Consider the following 18,388-nt stretch of genomic DNA (forward strand, 5'->3'; position numbering starts at 1 on the left):
CCGTTTAGAAGGGACGTCCGTCGATGGCAACCTCGACATCGCCGCGTAAGGCGTACACCGACGAACAAGGAATCGAGCGCGCCTCGAAGCAACAGCAAGAAGGCCTAGAGGCGAAAGTAGAGGAGAAGGCGCCCGCTGCGGCTCACGTGCTGCGGATGAACGAGCGCTTCGGTACCGAAGGCGGTAACCAGCTTGCCGGTGGCATTACGTACTTCTCGGTGCTGTCGCTGTTTCCGCTGCTCATGCTGCTTTTCGCTGGCCTCGGTTTCTTCCTGAGTGCGCGGCCGGATCTGATCCAGGAGATTGAAAACCAGATCACCTCCTCCGTCGACGGCGATCTGGGCGACATGCTCAATGAACTGGTCAATGCTGCTATTGATCAGCGCGGTGCCGTCGCTGGTATCGGTTTGCTAACCACTCTGTGGTCCGGCCTGGGGTGGATGAACAACCTGCGCGTGGGCGTGTCCGCAATGTGGAAGGTGGATGCGAACGAAGGCGGCAACTTTGTCACCAAGAAGTTGGCGGACCTGCTGGGCCTGATCGTGCTCATTGTCCTGTTCGTGGTGGCTGCAGGCGTGACCGCGGTTGGCGTGTCCGGCTGGACCAGCACCGCAATGGAGCGCCTCGGCATCGGTGATTTCCCGGGCGCGCGCCTCGTGGTGTGGGTCGTTGGATTCCTGGTCAGTGTGCTGGCCAGCTTCTTGGTCATGCTGTGGGTGAACATGTACATGCCGCGCACGAAGGTGCCGGTGAAATCAGGTCTGAAGGGTGCGCTGCTCGGCGCGGTTATCTTTGCCATCTTGCAGCAGTTCGCAGGCCTGGTGATCTCTTCCGCTACCGGTAACCCGGCGGGTGCAATCTTCGGCCCGATCATCACCCTCATGGTCGTGCTGTACCTGATCTGGCGCGTGGTGCTCTACGTTGCAGCATGGACTGCGACGACGCAGGAGTCCCTGGACGCAGCCCCGGCGGAGGTTCCGGAGCCGGCCGTGATCAACATCCGTGCAGGTGCGGTGCGTAACACCGATAAGTCGGCGTCTACCGGCAAGGCGCTTGGCGTCGGCGCCGCGCTTGGCGCTATCGGCGTTGGCCTCGCTTCCGTGCTGACGCGAGACTAACCACAGCGGCAAGCAACGCGAGGGCCACAACGCCCGCAACGACAAGGTAGGACCACCAACGGTTCCAGGCCGTCTCCTCTTCCATACCGGAGTTCTCTTCGGGCGTGGGGGAGGGGGCGGCCTTCGTCGTTTCAGGGGTGTTGGTCTCTGGGGGCGCTAGCTTTGCGACGACACCGTCCACCCCATACGCCGCATGCAGCAGCATCTGCGCCTGTTCCCAGGCGCGGTGTTCGTGGGCAGTGGTGTCGAGGACGACGGCGACGAGGCGGCGGCCATCGTGGTTGACCGCACCGACGAAGGTGTGGTTGGCGTCGTCGGTGTAGCCGGTTTTTCCACCGATGCCGTCAGGGTCGTTGAGGTAGAGCTTGTTGTCATTCCACAGCTCAAAGGCTGGTAAGTCGTCGAATCCGGGGAACGTGTAGGACTCGGTGGCGACGATGTCCGCGAACGTGGGGTTCGCAAACGCCGCTTTGTACGCCAGGCCCATATCCCACGCGGAGGTGGACATGCCGGCGCTGTCCAGGCCGGAATACGAGGTGGCACGGGTATCGGTCATGCCGAGTGTTTTGGCCATTTCGTTGATCTTCAAAAGCGTCATCTCGTTGCCGCCGAGCGCCTGGGCGAGCGCGTGGGCGCAATCGTTGCCAGAGGCCAACAGCAGACCGTGGAGCAGGTCGTTGACGGTGTAGTCGCCGCCCTCGCCGATGCCTGCGGCGGAGCCTTCCTGGCCCGCGGACTCGGCGGATACCGGCACTTTCTGGTCTAGCGGCAGTTCGTCGATCGCCGCCAATGCCAACAGCACTTTGATGATCGATGCCGGACGGTATCGTCCGTGCGGATCCTTCATCGCCACCACGTCGCCGGAATCCAGGTCAGCCACCAGCCACGCGGATGCGAGCACGTCCTGCGGAACCTCGTAACCGTCGGCGACGCTGACCCCACACGGCCCGTCGTAGGTCACCGGCAACGCGTCCGGCGTGCTTGTGGCCCGTTCTGAGGTGGAGACAGGCTCCGGCGGCCAGGTTGCCTGCGGGCAGTTATCGGTATCGGGTGCTTTGTCGCGCTTGGGTGGGACCCAGTTGCCGGTGTCGTCGTAGTAGCCGGTGGTGGGGGCGGCCGGCTCGATGGCATCGGTTGGGGCGGGGGTTTCGGCGTCTTGCGCGTTCGCTGTCAAGCACAGCCCCATGCTCAAACACACCACCGGAACTGCTGCCAACGTGCGCTTGATCATTTAGGACCCCTTCTGTTTGTAGCGGGTGACGAGGCGGTCGATGAGCTCGTCGGTAAGTTTCTCATCGGAAAGAATGATATCGAGCATGTCAGCATGCATCGCCTCAGTTTCCTCCGGATCTGGTTCTACCTGGTCATCGTAGGAATCGCCGGAGAGATCCATGCCGATGCCGTCGAGGAGCCCCTCGTCTTCAACAGGGGTGTCAATTCCCGTGGCTTCTGCGAGCATCTCCGCATCAATAGCGGGGAACTGGGTGGTGAACTCGGTGAGGAAATCATCCGCATCGCTCATCGCCTGCGCCGGGCGCTTGCCCTTGCGGATCTCCGCATCGATGCGACGCTGCAACGCCTTCTCCATCTGGCGGTGGCGCCAGGAGCGCACACGGGTTGGCTCCAACTCGCGGGCCACCGCGCGTGATTTGTTCTCAGCCTTGCGCGCAAGCGTGGCTACCTGCGTCGCCGTCGCGTTCACAGTGGTATTTACCGGAGCGAACTCCGAGTCGGTGGAAATGCGCCAGTTGCCGTAGTAGCCGAACAGGAACAGGGCGAAACTGGCAACAGGTCCGAGAATCATGCCCCAGGCGAGGTAGCCAGTGGCGTTGCCGATCAGCGTGATCACTGCACACGCCACTGCCGGCAGCACGGTGGGTTGGTTACCGCCAAACACTGACGGTTCTTGGCCGGTGACCACGTCGCGGATCATGCCGCCGCCGGTCGCGGTGAAGACACCCATCATGATGGTGGGCACAACCGGAAGCCCGTACTGGATTGCTTTCGACGCACCCGTGGACGCCCACAATGCGGAGACCAACGCGTCGCCATGCGATTGCAAAAATTCCCATGCGCGGCCCTTGAAGTAGGTGAACCTGGCGATCAACGCGCCGGTAAACGCAAGGATCAGGTACTCAGGCTGGCTCATTGCTGCGACGGTGCCCTCGTTGATCAGCACGTCGCGCAACATGCCTCCGCCGAGTGCGGAAAGCATCGCGATGAAGAAAAACCCCACGATGTCGTAGCCGAGTTGGCGTGCCAGGGTGCCGCCAATGACACCCATGAGGAGCACGCCGGAGATGTCCATCCAGTGATAGATGGCGTTGATGAGGGGGTCGACCTGGTCCACTGCCATAGCCGACCATTCTAAACCTCAGGTCTTAGAACTTGGAGAAGCGCTTGATCAGCTGGTTTTCCATCTCGGTCCACGCTTCTGCCTTATCGGTGAACGGTGCGGACGGAACGTAACCGGCGGCGCGGGTGGAGCCAAGCATGTACGCCAGGTAATCCTGCATGCGCGGGTTGGCCAGCAGCAGGGAGTTCAGCGAATCGTCCTTCGCCCAGTCGGCGGCGTCCGCGAGCAGTTCGTAGGCCTTGGCCATCTGCTTGGTGTCTACCGCGTCGGTGCCCTTGGCAATGTCGGCGGCGATGCCGTTAAACGAGTAGGAGTTGTCCGGGTGAACCTCCACCTTGAGATCACCAGCGTTTGCCGCGTTGAGGATGTCCTGCCAAGTGGACACGCCTGCGAGGTCGTGGTCGTCGTTTTCCAAAATCCAGCGGCCGAGGTGCTTCGTGGACGGGAAGGTGATGATCTCGCCGTACTTACCCAAGAACACCGGCGCGCCGTTCAGGTACGTGCGCAGCGTGTACACGCTCTGGCCCTGGATGGAAACCTTCACCGGGTCGATGCCAGCAAGGCCCCAAACGGAGGAATCGTACGGGTCCTGCGCGGCGGCCTGTGCCTGCTCGTCGGCGCGGCGCTGCTCCTCAGCCGCTGCGCGTGCTTCCTGTGCTTCAGCAATAGCGGTGGTTGCTGCGGCAACCTCGTTCGCATCGAGATCTTGCGTATCGACGACACGCACCACCTCATCCAGCGACTCCACAACCTGCTTCCAATTGGTCAGCACAACGCGGCCCACACCCGACCATTCAGACATGCCGTTCTCGCCCGCGTAGTGGTCCGCGCCACGGTTGACGTTGCCCAAAATGGAGTGGGAGGCGAAGAAGATCTGCGCATGCTCAGCGCTGGCCACCTCGGCCAGCGAACGCGACACCTGGAAGACGCGTGCCAGCGACGAGACGTTCTCGTGGCTCGGACGACCCGCTAGGAAGTTCGGGGCGCCAATGATGTCGTAGTACTGCTTGTCACCCGGCACGACGCGGTCGTCGCCCTGAGTGTTAAACGCCTCCCACTTCGGGTGGTCACTCAGGTCATGCGACGGGTTGGTGTTGAGGTAGGCCAGAAGCTCCTCGGGGGAGTTGAAGGCGAGGACCGATTGGTCGTCGCCAAGAAAGGCCTGCCACTGCGTGCCCTTCTCTTTCCAGGTTGGGGCCCACAGGGTGTAAAAATCGCCCTCGGTCAGGGACAGTTTCACGGGAAGGATCGCGCGGGTACTCATGGGGTGAGAGTCTACTCAACTCACAGCCAGCAGATTAACCGGTTGGCCGCCAGAACCCGTAGAACGGCATTCCGATGTTCTCGGTGCGCACCGGGTTCATCTGTACCGGGTCGCCGGCCTCAATCATCATGCCGTCGCCCGCGTACATCGCCGCGTGTCCCGACCAGAGCACAAGATCGCCCGGCTGCAGTTCCTCGTAGGACACCTGCCTGCCAACCGTCTGGTCGGCCGCAACGCGAGGAATCTCCATCCCTGCCTGGCTGTAGGCCCAAGATGTCAGCCCTGAGCAGTCGAAGCCGCCGGGGCTCGACCCTCCCCAGACATATGGCGTGCCGAGTTGGCTTTTCGCTGCGGCCACTGCGGCTGCGCCGACAGGGGAGCCACCCTGTGCTGGCGCTGGCGTGGGCTCCGGTGGAGGAGCAGACATTGGCGTGACCTCAGGCGGAGCAGGCGCGGGGACCGTGGCTGCGGGTTTCGGTGCAGTCGGCAGCGCCGCGGCCACAAGCTGGCGCGGGGATGATGGCACCGAGGCCGATAGGCGCTGTAACTCTGCGTTCGCTGCCTCACCGAGCGCGCCCGGACCCGGCATGACACGGGCGGCCGCCGCAGCGGTCGACGCACCCAGTTTCGTCGCAAGGGTGCCCAGGTCCTTCTCCAAGCTCTGCAAAGCCGCCATCGCAGCATCGAGCGCCTGACAGACTTGTGCCGCGACAAACGCCGCTGCACCAATTGGGCCGATTGGTGTCGCCGCAAGCGCGGGCGCTGCCGCGGCGTTGCGCATGAGACCGATTGCAATAGAGACAAGCTCGGCGACCGCGGCCGAAGCGCGGACTGACCCGCGCAGGACTGCGTCACTGATATCTGCACGGTAGGCCGCCAGGTCGGATGCAGCCTGCAGCCTGGTTTCTCCGCTCGCGTTAGCAACCTGTGCGAGCGGACCGAAGTCCTTGAAGTCCGGCATGCGATAGCCCGGAAGGGTCGGAAAATCGATGATGTCTGCCATGGACAAAATCTGTGCCGCAGCAGTACCGATATCTAACGAGAAGTTCAGGTGGCGGTTGTTTGTCACTGACGGCGGCCCGCCTAGCGAGGAAAGCGCGTCGAGCATGGTGCTAAGGGTGGGGTTCATAGTGTCGCTCCAAACTTGTGGCAGGTGGCGGTATCGACGGCGCACGCAGCATCAACGGTGAGGTCCATGGTTGCGGCGATGCGCCGGGCTTCGTCGCGAAGCAAATTGGCGTCACTGTTCGCTTGCTCGATAGCGGTGGACACTGCGTTGTGGAATTCGCTCAATGGCCACACATCGGGCACTGGCACATGGTTGAGGGCGCGCAGCGAGGCTGCGTCGTTGCGTAGAGAATCGGTCATGGAAAACACGGATGCGGAATCAAATTGAAAGACAGTCATGCACATTGGACGGCGAAAACCCCACGCCGGTTCCCTCGTAGGAGAAAAAACTTCGGTGAATTAGCATGGGCGGCATGGACATCACGGTTATTAACCACCCGCTGGCTGCTTCGCGGCTGACCATTATGCGCGACAAGCGCAGCGACAACGCAGCTTTTCGTGCGGCGTTGGCCGACCTCGGCGCAATGCTGATCTACGAGGCGGCGCGTGATTTGAAAGTCGAGCAGTTCGACACCGAAACCCCAGTTGCGGTCGCTCAAGGCACGCGGCTGGCCACCCCGCCGATCATCGTCCCGATCATCCGAGCCGGTCTGGGCATGATCGATCCAGCACTGTCGATGATCCCGGACGCCCAGGTGGGCTTCATCGGCTTGGCTCGCGACGAGAAAACCCACGAACCGGTGCCGTACCTCGAAGCACTGCCCGACGAACTGTCTGGACAGCCTGTGTTCCTGGTGGACCCGATGCTGGCAACCGGCGGCTCGCTCATCCACGCCATCGATCTGCTTGTTGGCCGCGGTGCGGACGACATCACCTGCATCTGCATGGTCAGTGCACAGCCGGGCGTGGATGCGCTCAAGGCTCACGGCGGGCCTGTCCGCCTGGTCACCGCAACGATCGATCCGTCGCTGAACGAGGACGCCTACATCGTGCCTGGCTTGGGCGATGCCGGTGATCGTCTCTACGGTCCGCGCAACATCGACCTCTAACGCGCATAACGCGCGCACAGTACAAGCGCAGCGCAAGGTCTACGCGCCACGGAACCGAAAATAACCGTGGCGTGCACACTTGCGCTGCGCTACATTGTGAGCACAACGGCACAACGGCACAACAGCACAACAGCACAACGACACAGCCAGGGGGAGAGCTGTCATGGGGGAATTGCTACCGGACTCGCACTGGGCCAGCTACGCGCTGGGCTTGGGAGAACGTATTCGCGCGCTGCGCATCATGCGGGGGTTGAGCCAAACGCGCCTTGCGGAACTCGCTGGAGTGTCGCGCTCGCTTGTGTCCAACATTGAGCGCAACGACTACAACGAGCGGGCTGCCGACCCAACCTTAAGCACTCTCTACCGCATCGCTCGTGCGCTGCACGTGCCACCTGCGATGCTGTTGCCGGGCAGTCTTGATGATGTCGACGATGCCTACGTGCTCCAAGGCCCTGACGCCAAAGTGGAGGCGATCATGTTCCAGTGGCCCCGCAGTCCGTACGACACTGCCCGGTTTTCCACCGCCTATCTTCAACCCGGCGCACCGAGGGGAACACCAGTGTTTAGCGTTGCTGAACAGATTCAGCACTGCACTGAAAACGCAGTACCGAAAAAGCAGTGCGCTTCTAGCGTGGCGACGACCCCGGCGTAGACTCTGTGCAACATATGCACTTGCTTGTACCCGCTGTACAGGACGACCTTAAGGGAGGACGCGTGAGTAACGCCGGAATCGCTACAGCCGTGGCGGCTTGGTTTGATCAAAACCAGGACAAGGTCGTGGGGTGGCGTCGGCACATTCACTCACACCCGGAGCTATCCAACGAGGAAGTGGAAACTACCAAGTTTTTGGTCAACGTACTGGAGGAACATGGTCTGAAGCCGGTGTGCTTCCCGGGCACCGGGTTGTATGTGGACCTTGGTCCTACCGAAGGCAAGCGCTTGGCGTTTCGCGCAGACATCGATGCGCTGCGTGTGCCGGAGCAAACCGGTTTGCCGTTCGCGTCGGTGAACCCGGGCGTGTCGCACTCGTGTGGCCATGATGTGCATACGACGGTTGCTCTGGGCCTTGCGTGTGCGTTGTCCACGATCGAGCTTGAGCAGGGTGTTCGCGTGATCTTCCAGCCTGCGGAAGAAGTTATGGGCGGCGGCGCGCTGGACGTGGTCAAGTGGGGCGGGTTGGAAAAAGTTTCCGCGATTTATGCGGTGCATGCCGAGCCGCATATCCGTGTTGGGGAGATCGGCGTGCGCACCGGTGCGATCACCTCGGCGTCTGACGTGATTCGTATCGAGGTCCAGGGCCCCGGCGGACATACGTCGCGCCCGCAGTTGACCGCCGATGTGGTGTACGCAATCGGTGCGCTGATTACTCAGTTGCCGGCGTTATTGTCGCGCCGGGTGGATCCGCGCACAGGCACTGTGTTGGTGTTTGGCCACGTCAATGCGGGTGATGCGGCGAATGCGATTCCGAAAGTGGGTGTTTTGGAAGGCACGTTGCGCACGGCGGATATTACGACGTGGCGTGAGATCGAGGACTTGATTACGGACCTCATCGACCTTGTCGTTGCGCCGACCGGTTGCACGTACCACCTGGATTACATCCGCGGTGTGCCGCCCGTGCTTAACGACGACGCCGCCACCGCCCTGGCCGTCCAAGCCGCCCGGTCCGTGGACCCGCACAGTGTTGTCTCCGCCCCGCAATCCAGCGGTGGGGAGGACTTTTCGTGGTACCTCGAGCACGTACCCGGCGCGATGATGCGCTTGGGTGCGTGGAACGGTGAGGGTGAGCCACAGGATCTGCACCAGGGGAACCTGAATGTTGATGAGCGGGCGATTGGGGTTGGGGTTCGTTTGTTCGGTGCGATTGTGGAGCAGTACTTCCGGGTGGGTGAGGTTTCTCCGGCTCCGGGTAGACTGTGACGTTGTTTAACCTGTCACGTCAAGTCTGAAACTTTGAGGAGAGCCGTTTTGTCCAAGAAGATTGTCATCATGGGTGGAGGCCCCGGCGGATACGAGGCCGCGCTGCTCGCGTCGAAACGCGGCGCAGACATCACGTTGGTGGAAGATTCTGGGGCTGGCGGCTCGGCGATCCGTAAGGACGTTGTGCCGTCGAAAAGCTTCATTGCGGGCGCGAACATTAAGACGGACTTGCGCCGCGCGGACGATATGGGGCTCAACCACACGTTGGGTGACGCGAAGCTGTCGCTGCTGGCGCTGAATGAGCGTGTGAAGCAGTTGGCGGCGGAGCAGTCCAGTGACATCCGCGAGCAGCTTGAGCGCAAGGGCGTGCGCCTGGTCAAGGGGCGTGCGCGCTTCTCTGATAAGCAGGTCGGTCACACTACGCATGACATTGAGATTGTCACCGAGTCTGGTGAGACTGAGCACGTCAGCTGCGACATGGTGCTTGTGTGCACGGGTGCGAGCCCGCGTGTGCTCAAGGGGGCGGAGCCGGACGGCGAGCGCATCCTGAACTGGCGTCAGATGTATGACCTGCAGGAGCTGCCGACCCACCTCATTGTGGTTGGTTCTGGCGTGACTGGTGCGGAGTTTGTCTCTGCGTTTGCGGAGCTGGGCGTGAAGGTGACCATGGTTGCTTCCCGCGATCGCATTTTGCCTCACGACGACGCCGACGCCGCCGATGTCTTGGAGAAGGTCCTGGCGGATCGCGGCGTGCAGTTGGAGAAGGACGCGCGTGTGGAGCGTGTGGAAAACACGGGTGACGCTGTGGTCGTGCACACCACTGATGGCCGCGCCATTGAGGGTTCGCACGTGATGATGTCCATCGGTTCTGTTCCGAATACGGCAGATTTGAACCTTGAGGCCGCAAAGGTGGAGACCACCCCGTCCGGCCACATTCATGTGGACCGCGTCTCGCGCACTAACGTCGCCGGCATTTACGCTGCGGGCGACTGCACGGACCTCATGCCGCTGGCGTCGGTTGCGGCGCAGCAGGGCCGCACTGCCGTTGACCACGCGATGGGCGACGGTGTCAGCCCGATCCGCCTGAAGACGGTTGGCAACGCCGTGTTCACCCGTCCGGAGATCGCTGCCGTGGGTGTCACCGAGCAGGAGATCCGCGACGGCAAGGTTGAGGCAGACATCTACAAGCTGCCCTTGTCGACGAACCCGCGCGCCAAGATGCGTTCCCTGCAGTACGGGTTTGTGAAGATTTTCGCCCGCAAGGGCTCCGGCCAGGTCATCGGCGGTGTGATCGTCGCGCCGACTGCATCCGAGCTGATCTTGTCGCTGACCATCGCGGTGACCAACAGCCTCACCGTCAGCCAGTTGGCTAATTCGATGGCGGTGTACCCGTCCCTGTCGGGCTCGATTACCGAGGCGGCTCGCCGCCTGATTACAAAGTCGGATCTGGACTAGCCGGAAACGCACGTTGGGGGCAGCGGGTGCGCGGACACGTCGCGCACCCCGGACCAATCGGGGTAGCTGACGCCGGGGCCAGATCAAGGCCGTCGGCGTACACCAATTGGGGCGCGTAGGCGGCGTCGCAGCCGAGCGCTACGGCGTGCTCGCGCCGGGGCTGACCAAAGCCGACTGCTGGGCCTTGCACCATGCGTGCAACCCACATCTGTGTGCGCCCGTCCGGGGTGGTGGAGACCTGCCTGGTCACACGGTTTGGGGTTTCAAACGCACGGTGCACCACCCATAGCGGGCAGGTATCGCCGGAGACGGCGAAGCGGAACGACGTGGTGGCCTGGCGCTTGGACACATTTCCTGCGCGGTCGGTGCGCATAAATACAAACGGCACAGCCTGCGCGCCGGGGCGCTGCAGTGTGCCGAGGCGTTGGCAGGTGGATTCGAATCCGGTGCCGAAGCGGGCCGAGATGACATCGATGTCGTAGCGCGTCTCGTGGGCAGCCTGCAGGATCTCGGAGTAGGGCATGGTTACGGCGGCCGCGAAGTACTGGGCTAAGCCGTGGGTGGTGACGTTGCGGGCCGGGGTGTCGTCGATACGCGCAATGAGCTCTGATATCACGTCGCCGTGGGCGAGATTGCTGTAGCGGTAGGACAGCTCGAAGCACTGTTGCGCTTCGCTCAAGCCTGAGCGCAGGCGGATTTCGCGGGTGGTGGTGTCGATGTCGGAGCGACCCGACTCCACAGGCTGGTTGAAGCGCACGGTGTAGCCGAAGTCGCGGTCGAGGACCGACGCAAGACGGGTCAGGCGCAACTGGCGGCCACCAAGATGCTCCGCAAGCGTTTCGGCCGCTGAATCCAGGGAGTGGAAGTAGTTGCTGTGTTCCTGGAAAAAGCTGCGTGCGTACTCGTAGGGGTTGGGGGCTTGCTCGTTGAGGCGCTCGGGGATGGTTCGGACACGCTCCGCAAGGGTAGGGAAGTGGCGGGCGAATTCCTCCAGCTCGTGCTGCGCGATGCCGGGGAGCAGTTCCGAAAGGGCGGCTGCGGTTTCGCGTTCGGCGTCGCCGGAGAAGAAGGAAGCATCCACCCCGAAGGCGGACGTTAACTGCAACAACACCGTCGCCGTGAGAGGGCGCTGATCGTTTTCCAACTGGTTGAGATAGCTCGGCGAGATACCGACGAGGACCGCCGCATCGGCTTGAGTGAGGTTGCGAGCGGTGCGCAGTGTGCGGATCTGACCCCCCGCGTACAGCTTTGCCATCGTTGATTTTGCTCCTTCTCAGCCGCTTGGCCTGGTGATTTGCAACACTTTGCAAGTCTGTCAGTTTCAGGACGCAAGAATACGCAACTTCCACTATGATGCGCAACACACTTTCGCTCCTAATATGAGGTGCATCATCATCTCGATTGCCAGAAGGAGCCGAAGAATGATCCAACACGAGGTACGTACCCATAAGTCCGCAGAAGACTTCCCGATTGAAGAGCATCTGGCCTACAAGATTGCCAAGGTCGCGGCCGACCCGGTTGAAGTGCCGGAAGATACCCGCGAAATGATCATCAACCGCATCATCGACAACGCTTCTGTCGCTGTTGCCTCCTATAACCGCCGCCCGGTCGCCGTCGCCCGCGCAATGGCCAAGGCACACCCGGCAGACAACAAGGGTGCACTCGTCTTCGGCGAAGACGGCACCTACTCCGCAGAATGGGTCGCTTTCGCAAACGGCACCGCCGTGCGCGAGCTCGACTTCCACGACACCTTCCTGGCAGCCGAATACTCCCACCCGGGCGACAACATCCCGCCGATCCTCGCTGTTGCACAGCACAAGGGCCTCGACGGTAAGGCGCTGATCCGCGGCATCGCCACCGGCTATGAAATCCAGGTCAACCTGGTCAAGGGCATCTGCCTGCACGAGTGGAAGATCGACCACGTTGCACACCTTGGCCCCTCGGCCGCAGCTGGCATCGGCACCATGCTCAACCTGGACGTGGACACCATCTACCAGGCAATCGGCCAGGCGCTGCACACCACCACCGCAACCCGCCAGTCCCGCAAGGGCCTGATCTCCTCCTGGAAGGCATCCGCCCCGGCGTTCGCCGGCAAGATGGCCATCGAAGCGGTGGACCGCGCCATGCGCGGCGAGGGCGCACCGGCCCCGATCTGGGAAGGCGAAGACGGCTTCATCGCATGGATGCTGCACTCCCCGGAGCGCACCTACACCGTCCCGCTGCCGGCAGACGGCGAGCCGAAGCGCGCGATCCTGGACACCTACACCAAGGAACACTCCGCCGAGTACCAGGCACAGGCTCCGATCGACCTGGCTCGTCGCATGAAGCAGACCATCGCAGACGCAGGCAAGACCACCGCCGAGATCGAGTCCATCGTGCTGCACACCTCGCACCACACCCACTACGTCATCGGCACCGGCGCGAACGACCCGCAGAAGATGGATCCGAAGGCATCCCGCGAGACCCTGGACCACTCGATCATGTACATGTTCGCTGTCGCCCTTGAGGACGGCGGCTGGCACCACGTCGACTCCTACACCCCGGAGCGCGCAAACCGTCCGGAGACCGTCGAGCTGTGGCACAAGGTGTCCACGGTGGAGGACCCGGAGTGGACCCGTCGCTACCACTCGCAGGATCCGGACGAGAAGGCATTCGGCGCCAAGGCTGTCATCACCTTCAACGACGGCACCGTCATCGAGGATGAGATGGCTGTCGCCGACGCCCACCCGTACGGTGCTCGTCCGTTCGAGCGTGAGAACTACATCCAGAAGTTCCGCACCCTGGCTGAGGGCATCGTCGATAAGGACGAGCAGGATCGCTTCCTCGCCGCCGTGCAGGATCTGGAAAACCTCACTGACCTGACCGAACTCAACATCCGCGTCAACGACGCAACCCGCGCCGCTGCAGAGGAGATCCCGGGAGGCATCTTCTAATGTTCAAGCCTGACACAACCCCGAACGAGCGTCGCAAAGCACTGCGAGCATCGCTTGTCGACGAAAAAATCACCACACTGCCCGGCGCCTTCAACCCGCTGACCGCGCGCCTGATCGAGGACATCGGATCCTTCTCCGGCGTATACGTCTCCGGCGCCGTGGTAGCCAACGACCTGGGCCTGCCGGACATCGGCCTGACCACGCTTTCCGAGGTTGCAAACCGCGGCGGCCAGATCGCCCGCGCCACCAACCTGCCGGTGCTCATCGACGCCGACACCGGCTTCGGCGAGCCGATGTCCGCAGCCCGCACCGTCGCCGAGTTTGAAGCGGCAGGCCTGGCTGGCCTCCACCTGGAAGACCAGGTCAACCCGAAGCGCTGCGGCCACCTCGACGGCAAGGAAGTTGTGCCACGCGACCTGATGATCCGCCGCATCACCGCAGCGGTGCGCGAGCGCCAGGACGACGACTTTGTCATCTGTGCCCGCACCGACGCCGCCGGCATCGAAGGCATCGACGAGGCCATCGAGCGTGCGAAGGCATACGCCGACGCAGGTGCGGACCTCATCTTCACCGAAGCGCTGTACTCGGAGGAAGACTTTGCCAAGTTCCGCGCCGCCGTGGACACGCCGCTTCTGGCCAACATGACCGAGTTTGGCAAGACCGACCTGCTCAGCGCCCAGCAGCTGGAAAACCTCGGCTACAACGCCGTGATCTGGCCGGTGACCACCTTCCGTATCGCCATGGGCCAGACCGAAGCAATGCTGCGCGACATCGCAGAAACCGGCACCCAGGTGCCGTGGCTGGACAAGATGCAGCACCGCGCCCGCCTCTACGAACTGGTGCGCTACGACGAATACAACCAGTTCGACCAATCCGTCTTCACCTACTCGAAAGACACCTACAGCTCCACCTTTGAGCAGTAGACCGCCACCACCAACACCACCACCAAGAAGGAGTGAATCATCATGACTGAGCAGGAAATTCGTAAGGGCCTCAACGGCGTTGTCGCTGACTACACCGCAGTGTCCAAGGTCAACCCGGAGACCAACTCGCTGCTGTACCGCGGCTACCCGGTCCAGGAACTGGCAGAGCATTGCACCTTCGAGGAAGTGGCATACCTGCTGTGGAACGGTGAACTGCCGACCGAGGAGCAGTTTGCAGAGTTCCGCGGTGGCTGCATGGAAAACCGCGACATCGATGAAGAACTGATCCAGATCATCAACTTCATGCCGAAGGACTGCCACCCGATGGACGTGCTGCGTACCGCAGTGTCCTACCTGGGTGCAGAGGATCCGGAGAAGTTCACCCCGGATTCCGATCACCTGCGTGGCATCGGCCGCAAGCTGCTGGCCAAGCTGCCGACGATTGTCGCAACCGACATCCGTCGCCGCCAGGGCAAGGAGTACATCGCCCCGAGCAAGGAGAAGGGCTTCTCCGAAAACTTCCTCTGGATGGTTTTCGGTGACGATGAGAAGTCCCCGGCCAACATCCCGTCCGACATCGAGGCGTTTGAGAAGACGATGATCCTCTACGCCGAGCACTCCTTCAACGCTTCCACCTTCACGGCCCGCACGATTGCCTCGACGATGTCCGACGGCTGGTCCGCAATCACCGGCGCAATCGGTGCCCTGAAGGGCCCGCTGCACGGTGGCGCCAACGAGTTCGTCATGCACCACATGACCGAAATCGGCGACCCGGCCAAGGCAGAGCAGTGGTGCCTGGACAAGCTCAAGAACAAGGAGCTCGTCATGGGCTTTGGCCACCGCGTGTACAAGAAGGGCGACTCGCGCGTGCCGACGATGGAAGCCGCCTTTAAGAAGCTCGCTGCGGAGCATCCGGAGAAGGACGCTCAGAAGTGGGTCGAGATGTACGACATCATGGCCAAGACCATGCATGACAACACCTCGATCAAGATCCGTCCGAACCTGGACTTCCCGTCCGGCCCGGCCTACTACATCCTGGGCTTCGACATCGAGTTCTTCACCCCGCTGTTCGTGATGTCCCGCATTACCGGCTGGACCGCTCACATCATCGAGCAGTTTGAGAACAACTCCCTGATCCGTCCACTCTCGGCCTACAACGGCCCGGAGGAGCGCCACGTCAAGGCGTAAGCGGATCACCCCCGAAACGCGGGTCGTCGCAACGCGGCGCCCGCGTTTTTGCACCCCCGCGTTAGGGTGCAAACGTGTCACATTCGTTGGCGAAAACGACCCAAGAAAAGTGTGACCTGTACTAAACTACCCGTTGCAGTATGACTTCGATCTTTCCTTGAGGAAAGGAACCAAATGAACCCGGATAACCTCCCGCTTAATGACCTGCCAGCATTCAAGAAAATCCTGGTAGCTAACCGCGGTGAGATCGCCGTTCGTGCCTTCCGTGCAGCCTTTGAAACTGGCGCGAAGACCGTCGCGGTCTACCCCCGCGAGGACCGTAACTCGTTCCACCGTCCGTTCGCGGACGAGGCAGTCCAGATCGGCGAGGCCGGCCAGCCGGTCAAGGCGTACCTGAACATCGACGAAATCATCCGTGCCGCGAAGCAAACTGGCGCAGATGCCGTCTACCCGGGCTACGGCTTCCTCTCCGAGCGTGCTGACCTGGCTCGTGCCTGCCGCGACAACGGCATTAAGTTCATCGGCCCGACCCCGGAGACGCTGGACCTGACGGGCGACAAGTCCGCCGCTGTCCAGGCCGCTGAGCGTGCCGGCCTGCCGGTGCTGAAGGACTCTGAGCCGTCTGCTGACCCGAAGGAGCTGGCAGAGTTTGCCAAGGACTTCGAGTTCCCGGTGTTTGTGAAGGCTGTCGCCGGTGGCGGCGGACGCGGCATGCGTTTCATTGAGAAGATCGAGGACGTTGAGCGTCTCGCAGCCGAGGCATCCCGCGAGGCTGAGGCAGCCTTCGGTGACCCGAACGTCTACATCGAGCGCGCCGTGATCCGCCCGCAGCACATTGAGGTGCAGATCATGGCTGACTCTTACGGCAACGTGGTGCACCTGTTTGAGCGTGACTGCTCCGTGCAGCGCCGCCACCAGAAGGTTGTTGAGATCGCTCCGGCGCAGCACATCACGGAAGAGCAGCGCCAGAAGATCTGTGCCGACGCTGTGGCGTTCTGTAAGGAAATCAACTACGAGGGCGCAGGTACGGTCGAGTTCCTTGTCGACGAGTCCGGCAACCACGTCTTCATCGAGATGAACCCGCGCGTGCAGGTCGAGCACACGGTGACCGAGGAAGTCACCGGCATCGACATCGTAAAGAACCAGATGTACATCGCCGCCGGCGCGAAGCTGGAGGACATCCACCTCACCCAGGACCTCATCGAGGTCAACGGCGCAGCCCTGCAGTGCCGCATCACCACCGAGGACCCGGCCAACGGCTTCCGCCCGGACTCCGGCGTAGTCACCGGCTACCGCTCCCCGGGTGGTGCAGGCGTGCGTCTCGACGGCTCCGTGGCCGTCGGTACCACCATCACCCCGAACTTCGACTCCCTGCTGGTCAAGATGACCTGCCGTGGCCGCAACTTCCAGGTCGCCGTCGACCGTGCCCTGCGCGCCCTGAACGAGTTCTCCATTACGGGCCTGTCCACGAACATCGGCTTCCTGCGTGCCCTGCTCAGTGAGGACGAGTTCCGCAACGATCGCATCAACACCGGCTTCATCGCGGACCACCCGCACCTGCTTGAGGCCCCGGCCGCAGCTGACGATGCCGGCAAGATCCTCGACTACGTCGCATCCGTGACGGTGAACCAGCCGAACGGTGCCCGTCCGACGAACATTCAGCCGTCGAAGAAGCTTCCGGAGCTCAAGTACGGCGAAATGCCACGCGGCTCCCGCAACGACCTGCTCGAGCTCGGCCCGACAAAGTGGGCTGAAAAGATCCGCAATCAGACCGCTCTGGGTGTCACCGAGACCACGTTCCGTGACGCTCACCAGTCACTTTTGGCAACCCGTATTCGCACCAACACCCTTGTGGCTGCCGCGAAGCATGTGGGTCACCTGACCCCGGAGTTGACCTCCGTTGAGGCATGGGGCGGCGCTACCTTCGATGTGGGCATGCGCTTCCTCCACGAGTCGCCGTGGATGCGTCTCGACGAGCTGCGCGAGGCGATGCCGAACGTCAACATTCAGATGCTGCTGCGTGGCCGCAACACTGTTGGCTACACCCCGTACCCGGACAACGTGACCAAGGCGTTCGTCCAGGAAGCAGCCTCGTCCGGTATTGACATCTTCCGAATCTTCGACGCGCTGAATGACGTCTCCCAGATGCGCCCGGCGATCGACGCAGTGCTGGAAACCAACACCACCGTCGCCGAGGTTGCGATGGCGTACTCCGGCAACCTGATGGATCCGAATGAGGATCTGTACACGCTGGACTACTACCTGAAGCTCGCCGAGGAGATCGTCGAGGCTGGCGCCCACGTCCTGGCGATTAAGGACATGGCTGGCCTGATGCGTCCGGCAGCAGCCGCCAAGCTGGTCACCGCGCTGCGTGAGCGCTTCGACCTGCCGGTGCACGTCCACACCCACGACACTGCGGGCGGTCAGCTCTCGACCTACCTTGCGGCTGCCAACGCCGGTGCCGACATCGTCGACGTTGCATCCGCTCCGCTGGCAGGCACCACCTCCCAGCCGTCGATGTCCGCCCTCGTCGCGGCGTTTGAGAACACCGAGCGCGACACCGGCATCGACCTGCAGGCCGTCTTCGATATGGAGCCGTACTGGGAAGCCGTGCGCCAGGTCTACGCACCGTTCGAGTCCGGCATCCCGGGCCCGACCGGCCGTGTGTACAAGCACGAGATTCCGGGCGGTCAGCTCTCCAACCTTCGCACCCAGGCGAAGGCGCTTGGCCTGGAAGACCGCTTCGAGCTCATCGAGGACTACTACGCAGGCGTAAACGAGATCCTCGGCCGCCCGACCAAGGTCACCCCGTCCTCCAAGGTTGTCGGCGACCTGGCACTGCAGCTCGTCGGCCAGGGCGTTAGCCCGCAGGAGTTCGCAGAGAACCCGCGCAAGTACGACATTCCGGAATCCGTCATCGGCTTCCTGCAGGGCGAGCTGGGCACCCCTCCGGGTGGCTGGCCGCTGCTGCGCGAAAAGGCGCTGGAGAACCGTTCCGAGGTCGACCACACCGTCCAGGTGCCGACCGAGCTCGAGCCGGATCTGCAGTCCGACGACCACAGTGTGCGTCGTGCGGCGCTGGATCAGCTGCTGTTCCCGAAGCAGTACGCCGAGTAC

General features: G+C 62.5%; 15 protein-coding genes. 9 read left to right on the forward strand and 6 right to left on the reverse strand.

Features of this window, described 5'->3' with window-relative positions:
- Positions 1-23: 23 nt before the first annotated feature.
- A complete protein-coding gene (locus HMPREF2785_RS04125; RefSeq protein ID WP_070422824.1) occupies positions 24-1,118 on the forward strand; it encodes a YhjD/YihY/BrkB family envelope integrity protein in 1,095 nt (364 codons plus the stop codon).
- Here HMPREF2785_RS04125 and HMPREF2785_RS04130 read toward each other — a convergent pair.
- Genes HMPREF2785_RS04130 through HMPREF2785_RS04150 form a run of 5 tightly spaced genes read right to left on the reverse strand, consistent with a single transcriptional unit; the run spans position 1,078 to position 6,145 of the window.
- On the reverse strand, positions 1,078-2,349 hold the full coding sequence (locus HMPREF2785_RS04130) for a D-alanyl-D-alanine carboxypeptidase family protein (protein WP_246821149.1): 1,272 nt from the start codon (positions 2,347-2,349) through the stop codon (positions 1,078-1,080). The genes HMPREF2785_RS04125 and HMPREF2785_RS04130 overlap by 41 nt on opposite strands.
- The gene (locus HMPREF2785_RS04135) at positions 2,350-3,474 is read right to left on the reverse strand and encodes a trimeric intracellular cation channel family protein (protein ID WP_083279474.1); all 1,125 of its coding nucleotides are present in this window, start codon (positions 3,472-3,474) and stop codon (positions 2,350-2,352) included.
- Between the two features lie 25 nt (positions 3,475-3,499).
- A complete protein-coding gene (locus tag HMPREF2785_RS04140) occupies positions 3,500-4,738 on the reverse strand; it encodes a hypothetical protein (RefSeq protein ID WP_070422825.1) in 1,239 nt (412 codons plus the stop codon).
- 34 nt (positions 4,739-4,772) lie between these two features.
- Positions 4,773-5,867, reverse strand: coding sequence for a C40 family peptidase (locus tag HMPREF2785_RS11530; RefSeq protein WP_246821151.1), 1,095 nt, complete (start codon positions 5,865-5,867; stop codon positions 4,773-4,775).
- Complete coding sequence (locus HMPREF2785_RS04150) at positions 5,864-6,145, reverse strand: hypothetical protein (protein ID WP_070482391.1); 282 nt, start codon at positions 6,143-6,145, stop codon at positions 5,864-5,866. The genes HMPREF2785_RS11530 and HMPREF2785_RS04150 overlap by 4 nt, the downstream gene beginning before the upstream one ends.
- 74 nt (positions 6,146-6,219) lie before the next feature.
- On the opposite strand from HMPREF2785_RS04150, the gene upp reads away from it, so the two are divergent.
- The 4 genes from upp to HMPREF2785_RS04170 all read left to right on the forward strand — a co-directional run bounded on the left by upp (position 6,220) and on the right by HMPREF2785_RS04170 (position 10,227).
- Entirely contained in the window at positions 6,220-6,855 is a 636-nt protein-coding gene (upp, locus tag HMPREF2785_RS04155; protein ID WP_070614321.1) for a uracil phosphoribosyltransferase, read from the forward strand.
- 163 nt (positions 6,856-7,018) lie between these two features.
- The gene (locus tag HMPREF2785_RS04160; protein ID WP_070482389.1) at positions 7,019-7,507 is read left to right on the forward strand and encodes a helix-turn-helix domain-containing protein; all 489 of its coding nucleotides are present in this window, start codon (positions 7,019-7,021) and stop codon (positions 7,505-7,507) included.
- Between the two features lie 62 nt (positions 7,508-7,569).
- Positions 7,570-8,772 (forward strand): amidohydrolase, encoded by a 1,203-nt coding sequence (locus HMPREF2785_RS04165; RefSeq protein WP_246821152.1) that lies wholly within the window; start codon positions 7,570-7,572, stop codon positions 8,770-8,772.
- A 48-nt stretch (positions 8,773-8,820) separates the two neighbouring features.
- Positions 8,821-10,227: an NAD(P)H-quinone dehydrogenase gene (locus tag HMPREF2785_RS04170; protein ID WP_070614308.1), complete on the forward strand. Its 1,407-nt coding sequence runs from the start codon at positions 8,821-8,823 to the stop codon at positions 10,225-10,227.
- Here HMPREF2785_RS04170 and HMPREF2785_RS04175 read toward each other — a convergent pair.
- Entirely contained in the window at positions 10,205-11,482 is a 1,278-nt protein-coding gene (locus HMPREF2785_RS04175) for a helix-turn-helix domain-containing protein (protein ID WP_070614309.1), read from the reverse strand. The two genes, HMPREF2785_RS04170 and HMPREF2785_RS04175, sit on opposite strands and share 23 nt — an antisense overlap.
- A 166-nt stretch (positions 11,483-11,648) precedes the next feature.
- Between HMPREF2785_RS04175 and prpD the strand changes: the two genes are divergently transcribed.
- The 4 genes from prpD to HMPREF2785_RS04195 all read left to right on the forward strand — a co-directional run.
- The gene (gene prpD / locus HMPREF2785_RS04180; protein WP_070570511.1) at positions 11,649-13,160 is read left to right on the forward strand and encodes a 2-methylcitrate dehydratase PrpD; all 1,512 of its coding nucleotides are present in this window, start codon (positions 11,649-11,651) and stop codon (positions 13,158-13,160) included.
- Positions 13,160-14,083 carry a methylisocitrate lyase gene (gene prpB / locus HMPREF2785_RS04185; RefSeq protein WP_070422832.1) on the forward strand — a complete coding sequence of 308 codons (924 nt, stop codon included), beginning with the start codon at positions 13,160-13,162 and terminating at the stop codon, positions 14,081-14,083. The genes prpD and prpB overlap by 1 nt, the downstream gene beginning before the upstream one ends.
- Positions 14,084-14,125: 42 nt before the next feature.
- Positions 14,126-15,271, forward strand: a complete 1,146-nt coding sequence (locus HMPREF2785_RS04190) for a bifunctional 2-methylcitrate synthase/citrate synthase (protein WP_070422833.1) — start codon at positions 14,126-14,128, stop codon at positions 15,269-15,271.
- 174 nt (positions 15,272-15,445) lie between these two features.
- On the forward strand, positions 15,446-18,388 hold a 2,943-nt coding region (locus HMPREF2785_RS04195; protein WP_070614310.1), incomplete at its 3' end, for a pyruvate carboxylase.

This window comes from Corynebacterium sp. HMSC067D03, assembly GCF_001811185.1.
Taxonomy (GTDB): Bacteria; Actinomycetota; Actinomycetes; order Mycobacteriales; family Mycobacteriaceae; genus Corynebacterium; species Corynebacterium coyleae.

What these genes read in the sequence shown, in the direction of transcription:
- HMPREF2785_RS04190 (WP_070422833.1), top strand. Translation starts at nt 14,126, where the DNA reads ATGACTGAGCAGGAAATTCGTAAGGGCCTCAACGGCGTTGTCGCTGAC.
- HMPREF2785_RS04125 (WP_070422824.1), top strand. Translation starts at nt 24, where the DNA reads ATGGCAACCTCGACATCGCCGCGTAAGGCGTACACCGACGAACAAGGA.
- HMPREF2785_RS04175 (WP_070614309.1), bottom strand. Translation starts at nt 11,482, where the DNA reads ATGGCAAAGCTGTACGCGGGGGGTCAGATCCGCACACTGCGCACCGCT.
- prpD (WP_070570511.1), top strand. Translation starts at nt 11,649, where the DNA reads ATGATCCAACACGAGGTACGTACCCATAAGTCCGCAGAAGACTTCCCG.
- upp (WP_070614321.1), top strand. Translation starts at nt 6,220, where the DNA reads ATGGACATCACGGTTATTAACCACCCGCTGGCTGCTTCGCGGCTGACC.
- HMPREF2785_RS04140 (WP_070422825.1), bottom strand. Translation starts at nt 4,738, where the DNA reads ATGAGTACCCGCGCGATCCTTCCCGTGAAACTGTCCCTGACCGAGGGC.
- HMPREF2785_RS04160 (WP_070482389.1), top strand. Translation starts at nt 7,019, where the DNA reads ATGGGGGAATTGCTACCGGACTCGCACTGGGCCAGCTACGCGCTGGGC.
- HMPREF2785_RS11530 (WP_246821151.1), bottom strand. Translation starts at nt 5,867, where the DNA reads ATGAACCCCACCCTTAGCACCATGCTCGACGCGCTTTCCTCGCTAGGC.
- prpB (WP_070422832.1), top strand. Translation starts at nt 13,160, where the DNA reads ATGTTCAAGCCTGACACAACCCCGAACGAGCGTCGCAAAGCACTGCGA.
- HMPREF2785_RS04130 (WP_246821149.1), bottom strand. Translation starts at nt 2,349, where the DNA reads ATGATCAAGCGCACGTTGGCAGCAGTTCCGGTGGTGTGTTTGAGCATG.
- HMPREF2785_RS04135 (WP_083279474.1), bottom strand. Translation starts at nt 3,474, where the DNA reads ATGGCAGTGGACCAGGTCGACCCCCTCATCAACGCCATCTATCACTGG.
- HMPREF2785_RS04150 (WP_070482391.1), bottom strand. Translation starts at nt 6,145, where the DNA reads ATGACTGTCTTTCAATTTGATTCCGCATCCGTGTTTTCCATGACCGAT.